16 protein-coding genes are annotated in these 18,376 nt (G+C 72.7%); 10 read left to right on the top strand and 6 right to left on the bottom strand.

Going from position 1 to position 18,376, the window contains the following annotated elements; genetic code table 11:
- The first annotated feature begins 53 nt into the window (after positions 1 to 53).
- The 8 genes from BM339_RS21150 to BM339_RS21115 all read left to right on the top strand — a co-directional run bounded on the left by BM339_RS21150 (position 54) and on the right by BM339_RS21115 (position 9,162).
- Positions 54 to 1,679, top strand: coding sequence for an ATP-binding protein (locus tag BM339_RS21150; protein WP_024934848.1), 1,626 nt, complete (start codon positions 54 to 56; stop codon positions 1,677 to 1,679).
- 134 nt (positions 1,680 to 1,813) lie between these two features.
- Positions 1,814 to 2,218: a roadblock/LC7 domain-containing protein gene (locus BM339_RS21145; protein ID WP_024934849.1), complete on the top strand. Its 405-nt coding sequence runs from the start codon at positions 1,814 to 1,816 to the stop codon at positions 2,216 to 2,218.
- Positions 2,215 to 2,577, top strand: a complete 363-nt coding sequence (locus BM339_RS21140; protein ID WP_021592860.1) for a DUF742 domain-containing protein — start codon at positions 2,215 to 2,217, stop codon at positions 2,575 to 2,577. Before BM339_RS21145 ends, BM339_RS21140 begins: the two co-directional genes overlap by 4 nt.
- Positions 2,558 to 3,199, top strand: a complete 642-nt coding sequence (locus BM339_RS21135) for a GTP-binding protein (RefSeq protein WP_024934850.1) — start codon at positions 2,558 to 2,560, stop codon at positions 3,197 to 3,199. The genes BM339_RS21140 and BM339_RS21135 overlap by 20 nt, the downstream gene beginning before the upstream one ends.
- A complete protein-coding gene (locus tag BM339_RS21130; protein WP_021592858.1) occupies positions 3,196 to 4,431 on the top strand; it encodes a cytochrome P450 in 1,236 nt (411 codons plus the stop codon). The genes BM339_RS21135 and BM339_RS21130 overlap by 4 nt, the downstream gene beginning before the upstream one ends.
- A gap of 23 nt (positions 4,432 to 4,454) precedes the next feature.
- Positions 4,455 to 4,634 carry a hypothetical protein gene (locus BM339_RS21125; protein ID WP_075021965.1) on the top strand — a complete coding sequence of 60 codons (180 nt, stop codon included), beginning with the start codon at positions 4,455 to 4,457 and terminating at the stop codon, positions 4,632 to 4,634.
- A 91-nt stretch (positions 4,635 to 4,725) separates the two neighbouring features.
- Positions 4,726 to 7,086, top strand: a complete 2,361-nt coding sequence (locus BM339_RS21120; protein WP_075021964.1) for an ATP-binding protein — start codon at positions 4,726 to 4,728, stop codon at positions 7,084 to 7,086.
- 9 nt (positions 7,087 to 7,095) lie between these two features.
- Positions 7,096 to 9,162: an ATP-binding protein gene (locus BM339_RS21115; RefSeq protein ID WP_143118539.1), complete on the top strand. Its 2,067-nt coding sequence runs from the start codon at positions 7,096 to 7,098 to the stop codon at positions 9,160 to 9,162.
- Here BM339_RS21115 and BM339_RS21110 read toward each other — a convergent pair.
- The 6 genes from BM339_RS21110 to mmsA form a co-directional block, all read right to left on the bottom strand.
- Positions 9,152 to 10,069 carry an FAD:protein FMN transferase gene (locus tag BM339_RS21110; RefSeq protein WP_075021962.1) on the bottom strand — a complete coding sequence of 306 codons (918 nt, stop codon included), beginning with the start codon at positions 10,067 to 10,069 and terminating at the stop codon, positions 9,152 to 9,154. The two genes, BM339_RS21115 and BM339_RS21110, sit on opposite strands and share 11 nt — an antisense overlap.
- Before the next feature lie 402 nt (positions 10,070 to 10,471).
- A complete protein-coding gene (locus tag BM339_RS21105; protein WP_021592853.1) occupies positions 10,472 to 10,852 on the bottom strand; it encodes a VOC family protein in 381 nt (126 codons plus the stop codon).
- A 53-nt stretch (positions 10,853 to 10,905) separates the two neighbouring features.
- Positions 10,906 to 11,643: an AfsR/SARP family transcriptional regulator gene (locus BM339_RS21100; RefSeq protein ID WP_075021961.1), complete on the bottom strand. Its 738-nt coding sequence runs from the start codon at positions 11,641 to 11,643 to the stop codon at positions 10,906 to 10,908.
- Positions 11,644 to 11,806: 163 nt separating this feature from the next.
- Positions 11,807 to 12,910 carry a substrate-binding domain-containing protein gene (locus tag BM339_RS21095; protein WP_021592851.1) on the bottom strand — a complete coding sequence of 368 codons (1,104 nt, stop codon included), beginning with the start codon at positions 12,908 to 12,910 and terminating at the stop codon, positions 11,807 to 11,809.
- Between the two features lie 83 nt (positions 12,911 to 12,993).
- The gene (gene mmsB / locus BM339_RS21090) at positions 12,994 to 14,316 is read right to left on the bottom strand and encodes a multiple monosaccharide ABC transporter permease (protein WP_075021960.1); all 1,323 of its coding nucleotides are present in this window, start codon (positions 14,314 to 14,316) and stop codon (positions 12,994 to 12,996) included.
- Positions 14,313 to 15,896 carry a multiple monosaccharide ABC transporter ATP-binding protein gene (mmsA, locus tag BM339_RS21085; protein WP_021592849.1) on the bottom strand — a complete coding sequence of 528 codons (1,584 nt, stop codon included), beginning with the start codon at positions 15,894 to 15,896 and terminating at the stop codon, positions 14,313 to 14,315. Before mmsA ends, mmsB begins: the two co-directional genes overlap by 4 nt.
- 301 nt (positions 15,897 to 16,197) lie before the next feature.
- On the opposite strand from mmsA, the gene BM339_RS21080 reads away from it, so the two are divergent.
- Positions 16,198 to 17,409 carry an ROK family transcriptional regulator gene (locus tag BM339_RS21080; protein WP_021592848.1) on the top strand — a complete coding sequence of 404 codons (1,212 nt, stop codon included), beginning with the start codon at positions 16,198 to 16,200 and terminating at the stop codon, positions 17,407 to 17,409.
- A gap of 36 nt (positions 17,410 to 17,445) precedes the next feature.
- The gene (locus BM339_RS21075) at positions 17,446 to 18,360 is read left to right on the top strand and encodes an ROK family protein (protein ID WP_075021959.1); all 915 of its coding nucleotides are present in this window, start codon (positions 17,446 to 17,448) and stop codon (positions 18,358 to 18,360) included.
- Positions 18,361 to 18,376: the final 16 nt, after the last annotated feature.

Raw genomic sequence — 18,376 nt, 5'->3', positions numbered from 1 at the left:
GACGGGTCGACGAAGCCCCGCGCCCGCCGCCACCGCTCACAGGGACACGATGGATGGCAACACCAGCAGGTCGAGCACGCCTCGAACGCGCCGCGCTGGAACGCGCGTTCTGGATCTGGACGTTCGCGGCGATCGTCGTCGTCGGCGCCTGGCTGGGCGCGCTGCTCGCGGTGGACGGCCGGTCGCGCGCGCTGGTCGCGGTGGGGGGCGGCGTGGCGGCGCTGGCCATCAGCCTGGCGATCGGCGCGGCGGCCTACTTCGCCGAGTGCGCGCGGGGCTTCCGTGACCGGCTGGCCCGGATGGAAGGCGAGGGCGACCGGCTGGAGCGCAGGCTCCAGGAACTGCTCGACGGGCCGCTGCCCGCGCTGATCGGACGTCTCCACGACGGGGCGGCTCCGGACGAGACGCTCGCCGGGCCGCAACGGGACCACGTGCTGGGCCGCCTGGTGCACATGGTGGCCGACGGCGTCGCGACCAGCGAGCGCGGCGCCGCCCAGGCCAGGGCCGAGCTGGCCTCCCTGGAGGAGCAGGTCGCGCGGCTGGCCGACTCGACGCTGCCCCTCCTGATCGAGCGGATCCGCGGCGACCGCGCCTCGGCCGCGTCCGTGCTGGCCGAGATCCCGGCGCCCTCGCACGCGGCGCTGGACCGGCTCCTGCGCGAGCTCGCCGACGGCCTCGGCACGGGCGAGCGCACCAGGGCGGCCGCCATGGCGGCCTGCGCGAGCGCGGCGGCGCGGATCCAGGCGCAGACCACGCGCATGCTCGCCCAGCTGCGCGAGCTGGAGGACCAGTACAGCGAGGACGAGGTCTTCGGCGATCTGCTCGACCTCGACCACCACGTCTCCCAGATGGGACGCCTCGCCGACAGCATCGCGCTGCTCAGCGGCGGGCGCTCGGGGCGGCGCTGGACCAAGCCCATCGTGATGGAGAGCGTCATCCGCGGCGCCATGGGCCGGATCGCCTCCTACCAGCGCGTCCAGTACCACTCGACCACGACCGTCGCCGTCGCCGGGTTCGCCGCCGAGGGCGTCATGCACGCGCTGGGCGAGCTGATGGACAACGCCGCCAACTTCTCCCCGCACGGCACCGCCGTCCACGTGTACGCCGAGGAGGAGGACGCGGGCGTCGTCGTCACCATCGAGGACAGCGGGCTCGGGATGCGCCAGCGCGAGCGGGAGCGCGCCGAGCGGCTGGTCTCCGAGGCCGCCGACCTCTCGTCGCTGCCGGGGACCCGGCTCGGGCTGGCGGTGGTCGGGCGGCTCGCGGGCAAGCACGGCCTGAAGGTCAGCTTCCGGCCCTCGTCGCGCGGCGGCGTCGGCGTGGTCGTGCTGATCCCGCGCCAGCTCATCACCCAGCCCCTGGACACCGCCCCTGCGGGAACCCTCGCCGAGTCCCTCCGGAGCGCGCCGAGGGAGGACTCCTCCCACGCCCGCGAACCCGCCATGGCCACGGCGGGGGCGCCGAGCCAGGGCGGCTCCGACGGCAAGCTGCACCTGCCCAAACGCCGCCGCGGCGCCACACTCTCCGGGACGGTCCAGGAGCAGGCGGCCCCCGCCCCCCGGCCCCGAGACCCGGGTGCGCGGTTCGCCGCGTTCCGCGAGTCCGCCTCGGGCCGCCACCGGACGACCGGCGGCTCCGGGGAGCACGACACCACGTCCACCCAAGAACACGATCAGTAGGGCTCATGGCCCCGGCCCGTTCGGCGGACGGATCGCGGGGCCGACCCGGTCCCGGCATCCTCGCCCGGACCGGCAGGAACGACAGATAGGAGGCAGGGGCGCGCGTCTGCGGCCGGTGCCGCCCCGTGATCTCGATGAGCAGCGACGAGCGCCAACTCGATTGGCTCCTGGCGTCCCTCGTGGACCGAGCCCCCGGTATCGTGCACGTCCTGGTGCTGTCCAGGGACGGCCTGAAGATCTGCCACACCGACGGACTGGACAACGACAAGGCCGATCAGCTCGCGGCCATCGCCTCGGGCATCCAGAGCCTGTCCCTGACCGCCTCCCACGAGTTCGGCGCCGGTGTCGGCGCCGGCCAGTCGATGGTGGAGTTCGCCGGCGGGCTGCTGCTGATCATCCCCGCCGGCGAGGGGGCGCACCTGGCCGTCGTGGCCCGCGACGACGCCGACGTCGGCCTCGTCGGGCACAGCATGAACGAGCTCGTGGAACAGATCGGCGGCTATCTGACCGCGGCGCCGCGCACCGCCGCATCGAGATGAACCAGCGGCCCCTGGACCTCGACGATCCCGACCGGCTCTACACCGTGACCGGCGGGCGGAGCCGGGTGGACGGCGACGTCCTCGACCTCGTCACGCTGGTCATCGCCGAGAACGACCCGGCGCGCGGCATGCAGTCCGAGCATGTCGCGATCCTGCGGCTGTGCCGCCACCAGCCGATGGCCGTGGTCGAGCTGTCCTCCCATCTGAGACTGCCGGTGAGCGTGGTGAAGATCCTGCTGCTCGACCTGCGCGACACCGGCCACATCACCGTCCGCCATCCGACCTCGGCCACCGCGACGACCCACCTGGCCGACCCGGAAACGTTGAAACAGGTGCTCGTTGGACTCCAAGAACTCTGACCACCCGGCGGGGGCCGGTCCGGCCGGCGGGGTGCCGCTGCGCAGCACCGCGCGGGACGCCCTGAAGATCGTGATCGTGGGCGGCTTCGGCGTCGGGAAGACCACCATGGTCGGCTCGATCTCCGAGATCCGCCCGCTGAGCACCGAGGAGGTCATGACCAAGGCCGGGGTCGGCATCGACGACCCGAGCCGCGTCGCCGACAAGCGGACCACCACGGTCGCCTTCGACTTCGGCCGGATCTCCCTGGACGACCACCGCGTGCTCTACCTGTTCGGCGCCCCCGGCCAGAAGCGGTTCTGGTTCATCTGGGACCAGCTGTTCTCCGGCAGCCTCGGCGCGGTGGTGCTGGTGGACACGCGCCGCCTGGAGGACTCCTTCTACCCGCTCGACCGGCTGGAGCACCACCGGATGCCGTTCGTCGTCGCGGTCAACCGCTTCGACGACTCCGGTCCGCAACCGTCGCTCGACCAGGTGCGCGACGCGCTGTCGCTGGCCGAGGACGTCCCGCTGATCGACTGCGACGCCCGGGTCCGGGACTCCTGCAAGGGCGTGCTGATCGCGCTCGTCCGGCATCTCACCACGCTCCACGATCCCGCCGCACTCCAGGAGGCAGCGCAGTGACCGACGAGACCGGCCGGCCGCCCGCCGAGGAGAACGCCGTCCGCCTGTACGGGGAGGAGTTCGACCAGCGGCCGAAGGACTTCTTCGAGCGGATGCGCCGCGAGCACGGCCCGGTCGTGCCCGTCCTGCTCGAAGGCGACATCCCCGCCTGGTACGTGATCGGGTACCGGGAGGTCAACCACGTCACGTCCAACCCCGGCCTGTTCGCCCGCGACACCCGCCGCTGGAACGCCTGGGACATGGTGCCCGAGAACTGGTCCCTGCTGCCGTTCGTGGGCTGGAACCCGTCGGTGATGCTGGCCGAGGGCGCGGACCACAAGCGCCGCAGCGCGGCGATCAGCGACGCGCTCGACGCCGTCGACCGCACCGAGCTGAGCAACAGCTGCGAGCGCATCGCCGACCAGCTGATCGACGAGTTCGCCGGGGACGGCGAGGCCGACCTCGGCAGCCAGTTCGCCGACCGGCTCCCGCCGCTGGTGATGGTCGGGCTCTTCGGCGTCCCCGACTCCGATGCGCCGGACATGATGCGGGACATCCAGAACGTGGCGGGCTCCGACGAGAACGCCGTCTCGGCGTACCAGCGGCTCCAGAAGACCATGGGCAGGCTGGCCGAGTCCCGCAGAGCGCATCCCGGGCCGGACGTCACGTCCCGCCTGCTCCAGCACTCCGCGAACTACACCGTCGACGAGCTGGTCAGCGACCTGATCCCCATGATCAGCGCCGGGCACCTGCCCACCGGCCACTGGATCGGCAACACGCTGCGGCTGATGCTGGTCGACGACCAGTTCGCCGTGACTCTCCAGGGCGGCCGCGGCAGCGTCACGCAGGCGCTCAACCAGGTGCTGTGGGAGGACACGCCGTCCCAGAACAACATCGGCCGCTTCGCCGTGCACGCCTGCGAGCTGGGCGGGCGCAGGATCCGCCCCGGGGACATGCTGATCCTGGGGTGGGCCGCGGCGAACGCCGACCCCCAGGTCCAGCCGCCCGCGCAGGGCATGGGCGCGGGCAACCGCGCCCACCTGTCGTTCGGGCACGGCGACCACGGATGCCCCTTCCCGGCCCCGGAGCTCGCCGAGGTCATCGCCAGGACGGCGATCGAGGTGCTGCTCGACCGGCTGCCCGACATCGAGCTCGCGGTCGAACCCGACGAGCTGCTGTGGCTCCCGTCCTTCTGGGTCCGCCGCCTGGCCTCCCTGCCGGTCAGGTTCAGCCCGGCCATGACCGCCCACTGAGGCGCCACCGGAGCCGTTCGCCGGTGGACGCGCTCGAACGCCGCCTCGAACGCCGCCTCGAAGTCCGGCTCGTCCTGCGCGGGTCCCGGCGGCTGGTGCTCGCGGCGGCCCATCCCGGGCTGCACGTCCGGATGCAGACCTCCGCGCCTCGGGCGTGGACCCGCCGTGATCGTCTGTCGTTGCATTCGATGGAACCGTTTTGACCGGTGCATGGCCGTGTATGGGCGAGCCGGGTCACTAGGGTGGTGGCTGATCGGGTGTGACGAGGTGCGAGTCGGGCCGTGCGAGGCGGTGATGGCTCCAGCGGCATCGAGCGCGGCGAACGGGCATCGGCCGGCGCGGCTGCCCGCGGACACGACGAGCTTCGTGGGGCGGCGCCGGGAGCTGGCCGAGGTCAGACGGATGCTGTCGGAATCGCGGATGGTGACCCTGTCGGGGGTCGGCGGGGTCGGCAAGACGCGGCTCGCCACGCAGACGGCGGCGGCCGTGCGGCGGGCCTTCCCGGACGGCGTGCGGATGGTCGAGCTTGCCCAGGTGGAGAAGCCGGAGCTGCTGGTCACGACGGTCATGGAGGCACTGGAGATCAGGGACCACTCCCACCGCCCGCCGATGGACGTGCTGGTGGAGCGCCTGCGGGACAAGCACGCGCTGGTGGTCCTGGACAACTGCGAGCACCTCCACGACGAGTGCGCGGTGCTGGCCGAGACGTTGCTGCGCTCGGCCTCGAAGCTGCGCATCCTGGCCACGAGCCGGCACGTTCTGGGGATCTCCGGCGAGCAGACGCTCTCGGTGCCGCCCCTGTCGCTGAGCGGTCTCGACCCGCCCCCCAGGGCGGGCTGGGCGCCGCCGATGCCGGAGGCGGTGCAGCTATTCGCCGACCGCGCCCGTTCGGTGGTCCCCGACTTCGCCGTCACCGACGCCAACCGGGCGGCGGTGGAGGGGGTCTGCCGGCGTCTGGACGGCCTCCCGCTGGCCATCGAGCTGGCGGCGGTGCGGCTCCGGGTGCTGTCGGTGGAGCAGCTGCTGGAGCGGCTCGACGATCGTTTCCGGCTGCTCACCGGGGGATCGCGGGCGGTACTGCCCCGGCACCAGACGCTGCGCGCGCTGATCGACTGGAGCCACCTGCTCTGCACCGAGCAGGAGCGTGTGCTGTGGGCGAGGATGTCGGTCTTCACCGGCGGCTGCGACCTGGAGGCGGCCGAGGAGGTGTGCGCAGGCGGCCGGATCTCCCGGGCGGAGGTCGTCGACCTGGTCTCCGCCCTGGTGGAGAAGTCCATCCTGAGCCGTGAGGACCATGGGGGCGTCGTCCGGTACCGGCTGCTGGAGAGCATCCGGCAGTACGGCCGGGAGCGGCTCGCCGAATCCGGGGAGTCGGCGCGGTTCCGGCGCGGCCACCGCGACTTCTACCGGTGGATGGCGGCCGAGGGCCGCCGCAGGCTGTTCGGCCCCGACCAGACGGCCTGGCTCGAAAGGCTCCGGGTCGAGCACGCCAATCTGCGCGCCGCGCTGGAGTACTGCCTCGCCGACCCGGCCGAGGTCGAGGTCGCCCTGGGGATGGGCGCCGACCTGCTCTACCACTGGATCACCAGTTTCTACCTGACCGAGGGACGCGACTGGATGGACCGGGCGCTGGCCATGGACCTCGCGGCGACCGAGGTCCGGGCCAGGGCGCTGTGGTCCACCAGCTGGCTGGCGATCATTCAGGGCGACCTGGACGGCGCCGCCGCGATGCTGCGGGAGAGCCGGGCGATCGGGGAGCGGCTGGGCCGGGAGGAGATCCTGGGCTACGTGGCGCTGTACTGCGGGATGATCGCCATGTTCCGGCAGGACGCCGGCACCGCGATCGACCTCTACAAGGAGGCGGTGGAACGTCACACCGCCACGGGGGACCCGGTCGGCCATGCGCTGGCGCTCATCAGGCTCTCGCTCGCGCACTCCTTTCTGGGCGACTCGGCGCTCGCCGTCTCGATCGGCGAGCAGGGCATCGCGGTGTGCGAGGCGCACGGCGAGGGCTGGCACAGGGCGTACGCCATGATGGCCCTGGGGGTGGAGCTGTGGCGGCAGGGCGACGCCGCCCGCGCCACCTCGATGGAGCGGGAGAGCCTGCGCTTCAACCGCGCGCTCGGCGATCCTCTGGGCCTCGGGGTCAATCTGGAGGTGCTGGCCTGGGTCGCCGCCGGCGAGCGGCGGTTCACCCGGGCGGCCCGGCTGCTCGGGATCGCCCAGGCGGTGTGGGAGGCGGTCGGCGCGGTCCTGTCCGGATACGGGCACCTGATGCGTTACCACGACGCCTGCGTGGACGACACCCGCCGGGTGCTCGGCCCGTCGGCGTTCCGCACGGAGTTCGACCGCGGCGCGGCGCTGCCCGGCGAGGACGGGCTCGCCTACGCGCTGCAGGAGACCGCGGCCCCGGACGCGCCGGACCGCGACGCCGGCCGCTCCTCCCCGCTGACACCCCGGGAAACGCAGATCGCCCGGCTCGTCGCGGAGGGGGAGAGCAACAAGAGGATCGCCGCCGCACTGGTGATCTCCCAGCGCACCGTGGAGGGGCACATCGAGCACATCATGAACAAGCTCGGGTTCAACTCGCGGGTGCAGATCGCCGGCTGGATCAACGATCACGACAGGGCCGCCGGGGCGGGGCCTGACGGGTGACGGGGCGCCATGTCTGAACACGGCACCATGCCGGACCGGGCGGCGGACGGTTCCGCCTTCGTCGGACGCGTCCGGGAGCTCGCGAAGGCGCGGTACCTGCTGCCCGGCACGCGGCTGCTGACGTTGACCGGCGTCGGCGGCGTCGGCAAGACCCGCCTGGCGCTTCAGGTGGCCTCGACGCTGCGGACGCGGTTCCCGGCCGGGGTCCAGATCGTGGATCTGGCCATGGTGCGTGACGGTCGCCTGCTGGAGACGACGGTGGCGGCCGCGCTGGGACTGCGCGACACGGGCCGGCGGTCTCTGCCGGCCCTGGTGGATCACCTTGCCGACAAACGCCTCCTCCTCGTCCTGGACAACTGCGAGCACCTGCTGCAGGAGTGCGCCGAGCTGGCCGCCAGGCTGCTGAGCGGTGCGCCGCGGCTGCGGATCCTCACCACCAGCAGGCAGGCACTCGGAGTGGCGGGCGAGCAGGTGCTGGTGGTGCCGCCGCTCACCGTCCCGCCGGCCGGCACGGCCGTCCAGGAGATCCTGCGCAGCGATGCGGTCGCCCTGTTCGCCGAACGGGCGGCCCGGGCGCGGCCGGGCTTCACGGTGGACGCGGCGACGGCGCCGGAGGTCGCCGGGCTGTGCCGGCGCCTGGACGGGCTCCCGCTGGCCATCGAACTCGCCGCCGCGCGGCTGCGGACGATGCCGCTGAGGGAGCTGGCGGGCGAGCTCGATCGGCGCTTCGACCTGCTCGCCAGCCCCGACACCGCGCTGCTGCCGCGGCACCGCACCCTGTACGCGACCATCGACTGGAGCTTCGGGCTGTGCACGCCCGGTGAGCAACGGCTGTGGGCGCGGCTGGCGGTGTTCCCCGGCGGGGCGGATCTGGAGGACACCGAAGCGGTCTGCTCGGGCAACGGGCTCGAACCCGAGGACATCCTCGACCTGATCTCCGGGCTGGTCGACAAGTCCGTCCTGATCAGCGTCCGCGGCGACGGCCGCAGCCGCTACCGCATGCTGGAGAGCATCCGTGCCTACGGCCGCGAGCGGCTGGCGCCGGGGGACGCGCCGGCCCTGCACCGGCGGTACCGCGACCACTACCGGCGGCTGGCCGAGCAGAACCGGATCGATCTGCTGGTCCCCGACGAGTTCGATCGGTACCGGGCGACACTGGCGGAGATTCCGAACCTGCGCCTGGCGCTGGATCTGTGCCTTCGGCACGACGCCCCGTCCGCATTGCGGATCGCGATCTGCCTGTGGGCGGCGTGGCTGCTCTCGGGTGCCATCAACGAGGGCCGCGATTGGCTGGAACGCTCGATCGAACTGGCGCGCCCGGCCGCCGGCGACCGCGCCATGGGCCTGTGGGTCAACGTCCTGCTCGCCGCCTACCAGAACGATCTCGACGCGGCGAGGCGGCGTGCGGACGAGTGCGGCGCCGCCGCCGAAGGCTGCGGCGACGAGGCGGCGTTCGCGTTCTGCCTCCAGGCCCGCGGGGTGGTGGCGCTGGCCGAAGGGGACACCGGCCGGGGCTTCGCGCTTCTGGAGGACGCGCGTACCCGTCACCGCGCCCGTGACGACCTGGACGCCGTCGCCGTGAACCTGCACTATGCCGCCTCGTTCGGCGTGGCCGCCCACAGCCCGGGGCAGGCCGCGGCCCTGGGGGAGGAGCTCCTCGCCCTGGCCGAGGCCCACCGGGCGCACATCTTCGAGGCGTACGCGCTGATCACCCTGGGTTACGCGGCCTGGTGGCAGGGGGACCTGGCCCTGACCGGGGCCAGGATGCGCCAGGCGGCCACCCTGCTCACCGAGATCAGCGACCGGTGGGGGCTGATCCAGTGTCTGGAGGCCCTCGCGTGGACCGCCTGCGCGCAGGGGCACCACGACAGGGCCGCCCGGCTGCTGGGCGCGGCGGGCCGGCTCTGGCGGGCGTTCGACATCCCGCCTCTCGGGCTGCAGGTCTTCACGCGCTCCCACCGGGACTGCGATGCCCGGGCCCGCCGGGAACTCGGGGGGCCGGTGTTCGACGCGGCCTACGACTCGGGTGCGAGGCTGAGCCTGGACGCCGCCGTCTCCTACGCGATCAGCAACTGAGGGCCGGCCGGCGCTTCGATGCCACCGGCGGCCGGGACGGGCAGGCGGGCCAGTTCCCGACGGTGGTCACCTCGCCGTCGGCGTCCACCATCCGCGCCCGCAGGTCGCGGGAACCCAGCCACGTGGCGGCGGCGTTCCCGGCCGCGAGTGCGGCGATGCTGGCGGCCTTCGCGGCGACGCAGCACAGGCCGATGACCGAGACCGCGTGCCACGGCCGCCGCTCGTGGGCCGCGGGCCATGCGCGGCCGGTGCGCGGAGCGCTGCGCGGCAGCCTTGTCGGGGTGGCCCGCAGGCGGCGTGCCGGCCGGCCCGGCGCGGGCAGGAACGAGGTGGCCAGGCCGGGAGCCCGCAACACGATCTTCTGCCCGCGGCAGGGCTCGTCGCGATGCGGCCGGCCGTGTCCGCCGGCCATGTGGACCGGCCAGCCCGCCTCCGGGAGCCTGCCCGCGGTGGCGACGCTGCCGGGGAAGCAGACGCAGACGCCGCAGCCGGCCTCCCCGGCGGCGGCCTCGGCGGCCCGGTCGGCGGCGAACGCCACCGCCATGCCCCACAGGTCGAGGGTCGTCCCCGCCGGGATCGTCACCGTTCCCGGCGGGTCGTCGATCACGACCGTCCCGCTCGCGGCACCGCCGGCGCGGACGAGGGGATCGACCAGCCCGCCGGTCAGCTCGCAGGCGTGCAGGGCCGTCCACAGCACCGCGAGGAAGGTGGCGCCGATCCGTACCGGACGGCCGGCGGCGGCGTTGACCCGGGCCAGGTCCGCGTCGCGGCGGGCGCCGCACGCGGCGTCGATGTCGCGGATCACCCGATCGACGGCCCGCCGGGCGGCGCCGAGACGGCCGGGCTCCTCCACCATGACGGAGGCCACATCGCCCCAGAGAGGGAAGTTCTCCGTGCTGTGGGTCATCAAGCCGCTCCAAGGACGGGTCGGGAACACGGCGCCGGGCACCGCCGCCGCGGCGGGCACACCAGGCCGGCGCGCGGTAGGCGGTGTCCCCTCCGGGACGGCGGCTCCGGCAGCCGCCGGAGATCACGACCCCGGTGCCGGCCGGGCCCGCACCCGCCCAGGGTCTCGGACGGCGAGCGCGCTTGCGTGATCGGGTGCGTGCGCACATGGCGGGACGGCTGACACCGGCACCCGGTTCGCTCTCCCCGGCGCTGGAGTCGCGGTCGGTTCCTGCGTTGCCACCAGCATGCTCGGGACCGGCGGGCACGGGGAGGGTAGAAATACCCATACGGCTACCCGAACCCGGATGGCGGGGTTTCCGCTCGCCCGGCACCCGGGACGATGGCCTCGGCGGGAGCGGCCTTACGGCCAGGTGCGAGCCGAGCCGGCGAACGTCTCGGGATCGCTGTGCACGGGTACCACGCAGAGCAGGTGGCCGCCTGGCGCGCGCAGTGTGTGGGCGTCCTGCCAGCGGGACTCCGGTTCCGCGCCCAGCGCCGTCAGGCGGGCGACCTCCGCCGCCAGGTCGTCGGTCTCGATGTCGATGTGGTAGCGCGGCACGTCGTCGACCGACTGGACGACGGTGAACAGACCGGGGACGGCACGGTCGAGGACGGTGAACTGCTCTTCGCCCGGCGCGGGCCGGGCGGGAACGCCCAGCGCCGCGGACCAGAAGTCCACCGCCGCGCCAACCTCAGTGGCGGGGGTGTCGATGAGGATCCCGACCACGCGGCTGCGATGCATGGCGGAGAGGCTATCTGCGGCCGCACACCTTGCCAAGCTCCCGAGCCCACCGGCTACCGCGCCAGCAACTCGATGTACGTCCGCTGCAGGTCCGGATCCGGGTCCACGCCCAGTTCGCCGGAGAGCCGCGTGCGGATCGTCTCGTACCGCGTCAGCGCGTCGGCGCGGCGTCCGGACCGGCCGAGGGCGATGAGCAGGCGCGACCACAGGGGTTCCCGCAGCGGATATCGCGCGGCCAGTTCGCTCAGCTCCAAGATCAGCTCCCTGTGCCGGCCGGCGGCGAGATCCAGGTCGATCCGCCGTTCCAGAGCGGTGAGGTAGCGTTCGAGCAGCCAGGGCGCCTCCGATTCCCGGAGCCGGGCGGACGGCACCCCCTCCAGGGGCTCTCCGCGCCACAGGTCGAGCGCCTCGGCGAGCAACGCGCGCTCGGCCTCGGCGGTGGCCGCCGTACCGGCTCTGCTCAGGATGTTGAGGAACCGGAGGGAGTCGACGTTCCCGGGCTCGGTGCACAGGACATAGCCGCCGGCGGTCGAACCGATCGCCGCGGCGCCGAACCGGCTTCTCAGCCGGGCGATGTACGTCTGCACGCTGCGCCGCACGTTGTGCGGGCGGTCTTCCTCTCCCCACGCCGCCGCCGCGAGGCGGTCGACCGTCACCGCCTGGCCCGGCGACAGGGCCATGACGGCCAGCAGGACGCGCAGCCTTCCGGCCGTCGGCGCCGTCGGGCGGCCGTTCACCGCCACGAAGAACGGGCCCAGCAGACCGACGGAGATGACCTGTGCGGCGCGCATACCTTCGCTGGATCTCGCGAACTCGACCATAGCGGCATCGAACGCGCGTTCCACCCTCCCGACAACCGGCCGGACGAATTCGGACGAGATCGGACGGCCGGTGCCCGGATTCGCCGGGCGGACGGTCCGGCGGGGCCGATGCCCCGCCGGACCGTCCGGCCGCCTACTTGGTGAGCGGGGCGAGCTTGGGGTCGTCGGCGTACGCCTGGCCGGCGTTCTCCTTGGTCACGATGACCGGCGGGAGCAGGAACGCGGGGACCACCTTGACGCCGTTGTTGTAGGACTTGGTGTCGTTGATCTGGGGCTTTCCGCCGCCCTGCAGGGACTTGACCATGTTCACGGTCTCCGCGACGAGCTTGCGGGTGTCCTTGTTGATGGTGGAGTACTGCTCACCGGCCATGATCGACTTGACGGACTCGACCTCGGAGTCCTGCCCGGTGACGACGGGGAGCGGCTTGCCGGCGCCCTTGACCGAGGTGAGGATGGCGCGGGCCAGGGTGTCGTTCGGCGACAGCACGCCGTCGACGTTCTTCTTGCTGTAGGTGGAGGTCAACAGCGAGTCCATCCGCTGCTGCGCGTTCTCGGCCTTCCAGCCCTGGATGGCGGTCTGCTTGATGTCCGTCTGGCCGGAGCCGACCTTGACCTCGCCCTTGTCGATGAGCGGCTTGAGGACGCTCATCGCGCCGTCGAAGAAGACCGCGGAGTTGTTGTCGTCGGGCGAGCCGGAGAACAGCTCGATGGTCCAGGGGCCCTTCGCCTTCTTGGCCTTCATGCCGTCCAGCAGGGCCTGCCCCTGCAACTGGCCGACCTTGAAGTTGTCGAACGCGATGTAGTAGTCGACGTCCTTGGTGTTGGTGATGAGCCGGTCGTAGGCGATGACGATCGCGCCGGACTGCTTGGCCTGCGCCACCTGGGTGGACAGCTGCGCGGCGTCGGTCGCGCCGATGACGATGACCTTCGCGCCCTTGGTGACCATCGAGGAGATCTGCGCCTGCTGGTCGGCCACCGTGGTCGAGGCGCCCGCGTACTGGACGTCCGCCTTGAACCCGGCCTGCTTGAGGCCGCTGTTGAACAGGTCGCCGGCCAGGACCCAGTTCTCGGACGTCTTGGCGGGCAGCGCGACACCGATGAGGGAGTCCTTGGCGAAGCCCTTGTCGCCGTCCCCGCCGCTGCCGGAGCCTTCCCGTTCGTTGGAGCAGGACGCGGCGGTGAGCGCGAGCGTGGCCGCCGCGCCGACCGCCAGGGCCTTGGTGATGAGTGAGCGCATTGTCGGATGACCTTTCTCGGTGTCGTGCCGGGGGGTGGATCCGCGGCGGCGGCGGTGGAGCCCGCCGGTCGGCCGCGGGAGGGTCAGCCGGCGGCCGCGGCCTTGTCCGCCCTGTCGGCCGTGCCGGCCTCGTGAGACGGCGGCGGCGTCGCGTCCGGTGGCGACGACGGTCCGCCGTCCCGCCGGAACGGACGCATGATCGATCCGATGACCGAGAAGCGGCCCTGCCGGTTGTTGTAGACGTCCAGCGCGGCGGCGAGCAGGAGCACCAGGCCCTTGATGATCTGCACCCGGTCCGAGCCGACGCCCTCCAGCTGCAGGCCGTTGTTGAGCAGGGCCATGACCAGGCCGCCGACGATCGAGCCGCTGATGGTGCCGAGGCCGCCGCTGACGGCGGCGCCGCCGATGAACACCGCCGCGATCGCGTCCAGCTCCCAGTTCAGGCCGTCCTGCGGTCCGGAGGCGGCGGACCGGGCCACGAAGATCATGCCGGCCAGCGCGGCGAGGATCCCCATGTTCGTCATCACGAAGAAGTTGACCCGGCGGAGCTTCACCCCCGACAGCTCGGCGGCGCGGGCGTTGCCGCCGACCGCGTAGATGTGCCGGCCGCCGGCGGCGTTGCGCGTGTAGAACGAGTAGGCGATCACCAGGGCGGCCAGGATGATGCCGGAGATCGGCAGGCTGGTGCCGACCCGGCCGCCGGCGAAGCGCAGCGTGGTGAAGACGATGACGCCGAGCATCACCGCGAGCCGGATCCCCGAGACCCACAGCGGGGTGAGGTCCGCGTCCATCTGCTGCCGCACCTGCCGGGCGCGCCACTCCCGCCAGACGACCGCGGCGCAGGCGGCCAGGCCGAGCAGCAGGGTCGGGTTGTTGTAGCCGGTGTCGGGCCCGATCTCGGGCAGGTAGCCCGCGCCGATCTTGCGGAAGCCCTCCGGGACCGGCACCGTGTCGGCGTTGCCGACGTACTGGTTCGCGCCGCGGAACAGCAGCATCCCCGCCAGCGTGACGATGAACGCCGGCACCCCGGCGTAGGCGACCCAGAAGCCCTGCCAGGCGCCGATGAGGGCGCCGACGAGCAGGCCGAACACGATCGCCGCGGGCCATGGCAGGTCGTACTCCTGCATCGCCTTGGCGACCACGATGCCGGTGAACGCGGCGACCGAGCCGACCGACAGGTCGATGTGCCCGGCGACGATCACCATCAGCATGCCGACGGCGAGGATCAGGATGTAGGAGTACTGGCTGACGACCGCGATGAGGTTGCCCGAGGTCAGGGTGAGGCCGTCGGTGAGGACCTGGAACAGCAGCACGATCGCCACCAGCGTGAAGATCATGCCGAACTGGCGGGCGTTGGAGGTGGTACCCCCGAAGAGGTTCTTCTTCAGCTCTTGGTATCGGCTCATGGCGTCGCCGTCTTCTTGGTCGAGGTCATCTGCTTCATGAGGAGTTCGGGGTCGGCCTCGTCGCGCGGCACCACGCCGGTGATGGTCCCCTCGAACACCGTGTAGATCCGGTCGCACAGGCCGATCAGCTCGGGCAGCTCGGAGGAGATGACGATGACCCCCTTGCCCTGCTCGGCGAGCCGCTGGATGATCCCGTAGATCTCGTACTTGGCGCCCACGTCGATGCCGCGCGTCGGCTCGTCCAGGATCAGCAGATCGGGGTCGGTGAACATCCACTTCGCCAGGACGACCTTCTGCTGGTTGCCGCCGGAGAGCTTGGTGACGCCCTCGTCGACCGTCGGCGTCTTGATCCGCAGGCTCCGGCGGTACTCGTCGGCGACCTTGTGCTCCCGGACCCGGTCGATCACGCCGCGCCGGGCGATCTTCGACAGCTTGGCGGCGACGACCGAGGTCTTGATGTCGTCGAGGAGGTTGAGCCCGATCGCCTTGCGGTCCTCGCTCACGTAGGCCAGGCCGTTCTTGATGGCGTCGGCGACCGTCTTGAGCTGGATCTCCCTGCCGTCCTTGTAGACGTGCCCGCCTTCCCAGACCCCGTAGGACCGGCCGAACAGGCTCATCGCGAGCTCGGTGCGCCCGGCGCCCATGAGCCCGGCGAAGCCGACGATCTCGCCGCGGCGGACGGTGAAGCCGGAGTCGCGGCACACCAGCCGCTCGGCGGAGACGGGGTGGCGCACGGTCCAGTCGCGGACCTCGAAGAACACCTCGCCGATGGCGGGGGTGTGCTCGGGGAACCGGCCGCTCAGCTCGCGGCCCACCATGCCGCGCACGATGCGGTCCTCATCGACCCCGTCGGCCTGGACGTCGAGCGTCTCGATGGTCCGCCCGTCGCGCAGGATGGTGATCGAGTCGGCGACGGCCGCGATCTCGTTGAGCTTGTGCGAGATCATGATCGAGGTGATGCCCCGCCGCTTGAACTCGCGCAGCAGGTCCAGCAGGTGCCGCGAGTCGGTCTCGTTCAGGGCCGCGGTCGGCTCGTCCAGGATCAGCAGCTTCACGTCCTTGGCGAACGCCTTGGCGATCTCGACCAGCTGCTGCTTGCCGACGCCGATGTCGCTGACGAACGCGTCGGGGTCCTCCTTGAGGCCCACCTGCTCCATCAGCTCGAGGACGCGGTGGCGCGCGCCCTTCCAGTCGATCACGCCGCCCCGCCGCGGCTCGTTGCCGAGGAAGACGTTCTCGGTGATCGACATCCCCGGCACCAGCGCGAGCTCCTGGTGGATGATCACGATGCCGGCGTGCTCGCTCGCCCGGATGTCGCCGAACCTGACCTCCTCGCCGCGGTAGACGATCTCCCCGCTGTAGGTGCCGTGCGGGTGCACGCCGCTCAGCACCTTCATGAGGGTGGACTTCCCGGCGCCGTTCTCGCCGCAGATGGCGTGGATCTCGCCGGTGCGGACCGCCAGGTTGACGTCCGCCAGGGCGGTCACGCCCGGGAACGTCTTGGTGATCGAACGCATCTCCAGCAGGAACGGGGCGGGACCGGCGTCCTCGCCGGGGCGCGTGTCCTTCGCGGGGTTCATGTCCGATGCCCCCCGCTCCGCAGCCCGCCACGGCTGCGCGTGTCCGGTCCCGGGGGGACGCGGCGTGCCTCTGACATCAGCTTCTCCGATGGTCTCGCGTCGCCGGCGGCCGTGGGTCGGGAGGGTCCGGCGTGACCCGGCGGCCGCCGGCGTGTGACGCGCGTTACGTCCAGAGCACCTTAAATCCAATTGTTTTACAAAGTCAAAGCCACGGGCCAGAATGGAGTCGGCGCCGGTCAGGGGGACCGGCGCCGGGCAGAAAGGACCTTCGTTGCGGCGAGCAGGCACGAACCTTCCCAAGGTGGGGCGCTACAACCGGGCGGTGGTGCTCGACCAGATCCAGCTCGCCGACGGCATCAGCCGGGCCGAGATCGCCGAGCGCACCGGGCTCACGCCGCAGACCGTCTCCGGGATCACGCGCAAGCTGCTCGACGAGGGGATCGTGCGCGAGGACGGGTCCAGCCGCGTCGAGGGGCTCGGGAAGCCCCGCACGACCCTGCGGATCAACAGCGACGCCGGCAGCGCCGTGGGGCTCCACTTCGACCCGGTGGAGCTCGCCTGCGTGGTCGTCGACCTGGTCGGGCACCCGCTGGTGCTGAAGCGCCGCCCGACGCCCGCCGGCGCCCGGCCGGACGAGGTCGTCGCGGCCATGGCGGACCTGGCCGGCGACGTCCTCGCCGAGGCCGACGTGCCGCGCGAGCGCGTGCTCGGCCTCGGCCTCGCCAGCCCCGGCCCGATCGACCAGGACAGCGGGATGGTCGTCGCGCCGCCCAAGCTCGCCCACTGGACGCGGGTGCCGATGAAGCAGCTGCTGAGCGAGGCCACCGGCCTGCCGGTCACGCTGGACAACGACGCCACCGCCGCCGCGATCGGCGAACGCTGGTCGGGCGCCGGCCGGGGGGTCGCCGACTTCGCCTACTTCTTCTTCGGCACCGGCATCGGCGGCGGGCTGATCCTTGGCCACCAGGTCCACCGGGGCGGCTCGCTCAATGCCGCGGAGTTCGGGCACACCTCCGTCCGGCTGGACGGCCCGCGCTGCTACTGCGGAAACCGGGGGTGCCTGGAGAGCCTGGTCAGCCCCGCCGCCATCGCCGCCGAGACGCGGCGCAGGCTGGGCGAGGAGCCCGCCGGAAGCGTGCTCGCGGAGCCGTTCCGGCGCGACCCGGCCGCCGTCGACCACGAGGCGGTCCTCACCGCCGCCGCACAGGGCGACCCGCTCGCGGCCGCGGTCATCGGCGATGCCGCCGACCTCGTCGCCGCCGTCGCCGTCAACGTCGTCAACATCGCCGACGTGGACCTGATCGTGCTGGGCGGGCACGGCATCAGGCGCGTCGAGAAGCTCTACCTCGACGCCGTCACCGAGGCCCTCGCGTCCAGGCCGCTGTCCCGCCACGTCCGGGTCGCCGAAGCGGCGGTCTCGCCCCTCGGCCCCGACGCCGCCGTGGTCGGCGCGGCGTCGCTCGTCCTGCACGCCACCTACTCGCCACAGCTCTCGGCGCTCCTCGAGGTCTGACCAGAGCGATCCCGGGCTCCCACCAAGGAAGTGTTCATGGACCATGACGTCGTGCTCGCGGTGGACATCGGCGGCACCAAGATCAGCGCCGGCCTGGTCGGCGCGGACGGGCGGGTGCACCGGCAGGCCGAAGTCGCCACCCCCGCCACCGAAGCGCTCCTGGACGAGGCCATGCGCGGATTGCTCTCCTCGGTGTCCGAGGGCGCGGCTCCGCGCGCGGTCGGGCTCGCCTCCGCGGGGCCGGTCGACCCGCGGCGCGGCCGGGTGAGCCCGGTGAACATCCCGGCGTGGCGCGACTTCCCGCTGCTCGACCTGGTCGGCGCCATCGTGCCCGGCGTGCCCTCCGTCCTGGTCGGGGACGGGATCGCGGCGGCGCTGGGCGAGCACTGGCTCGGCGCGGGCCGCGGCGTGGAGTCGATGCTCGGGATCGTCGTCTCCACGGGCGTCGGCGGCGGTCTCGTCCTCGCCGGCGCGTCCTACCCGGGCCCGAGCGGCAACGCCGGGCACATCGGCCACGTCGTCGCCGACCCCGCGGGCCCGCCCTGCACCTGCGGGGCGACCGGATGCGTCGAGGCCTACGCCAGCGGCCCGTCCATGGTCCGGTGGGCCCGCGGCCGGGGATGGAAGGGCGCCGACGCCCGCGCCCTGTCCGCCGACGCCTCCCAGGGCGACGGCGTCGCGCTCGCCGCGTTCGACCAGGGCACCCGGGCGCTGGCCCGCGGCATCGCCGCCACGAGCGCGCTGTGCGACCTGGACCGCGTCGTGATCGGGGGCGGTGTCGCGGCGGCCGGCGAGGTGCTGTTCGCGCCGCTGCGCGCGCACCTGGCCGGTTTCCTCACGCTGGACTACGTCCGGCGGCTGACCGTCGTCCCGTCCGAGCTCGGCCGTACCGCCGGCCTGCTCGGCGCCGCCCGCAGCGCGCTCCCGGCCTCCCACCCCGCGGCCGCCTAGGTTCTGCCGCTCAGAC

This window comes from Actinomadura madurae, assembly GCF_900115095.1.
Taxonomy (GTDB): Bacteria; Actinomycetota; Actinomycetes; order Streptosporangiales; family Streptosporangiaceae; genus Spirillospora; species Spirillospora madurae.
The sequence above is the reverse complement of the archived record's forward strand: the minus strand, read 5'-3'. Positions and strand labels throughout refer to the sequence as shown.

Coding starts and splice junctions, on each gene's coding strand:
- BM339_RS21150 (WP_024934848.1), top strand. CDS start 54: ATGGCAACACCAGCAGGTCGAGCACGCCTCGAACGCGCCGCGCTGGAA.
- BM339_RS21145 (WP_024934849.1), top strand. CDS start 1,814: ATGAGCAGCGACGAGCGCCAACTCGATTGGCTCCTGGCGTCCCTCGTG.
- BM339_RS21140 (WP_021592860.1), top strand. CDS start 2,215: ATGAACCAGCGGCCCCTGGACCTCGACGATCCCGACCGGCTCTACACC.
- BM339_RS21120 (WP_075021964.1), top strand. CDS start 4,726: ATGGCTCCAGCGGCATCGAGCGCGGCGAACGGGCATCGGCCGGCGCGG.
- BM339_RS21115 (WP_143118539.1), top strand. CDS start 7,096: ATGTCTGAACACGGCACCATGCCGGACCGGGCGGCGGACGGTTCCGCC.
- BM339_RS21110 (WP_075021962.1), bottom strand. CDS start 10,069: ATGACCCACAGCACGGAGAACTTCCCTCTCTGGGGCGATGTGGCCTCC.
- BM339_RS21105 (WP_021592853.1), bottom strand. CDS start 10,852: ATGCATCGCAGCCGCGTGGTCGGGATCCTCATCGACACCCCCGCCACT.
- BM339_RS21100 (WP_075021961.1), bottom strand. CDS start 11,643: ATGCGCGCCGCACAGGTCATCTCCGTCGGTCTGCTGGGCCCGTTCTTC.
- BM339_RS21095 (WP_021592851.1), bottom strand. CDS start 12,910: ATGCGCTCACTCATCACCAAGGCCCTGGCGGTCGGCGCGGCGGCCACG.
- mmsB (WP_075021960.1), bottom strand. CDS start 14,316: ATGAGCCGATACCAAGAGCTGAAGAAGAACCTCTTCGGGGGTACCACC.
- mmsA (WP_021592849.1), bottom strand. CDS start 15,896: ATGAACCCCGCGAAGGACACGCGCCCCGGCGAGGACGCCGGTCCCGCC.
- BM339_RS21075 (WP_075021959.1), top strand. CDS start 17,446: ATGGACCATGACGTCGTGCTCGCGGTGGACATCGGCGGCACCAAGATC.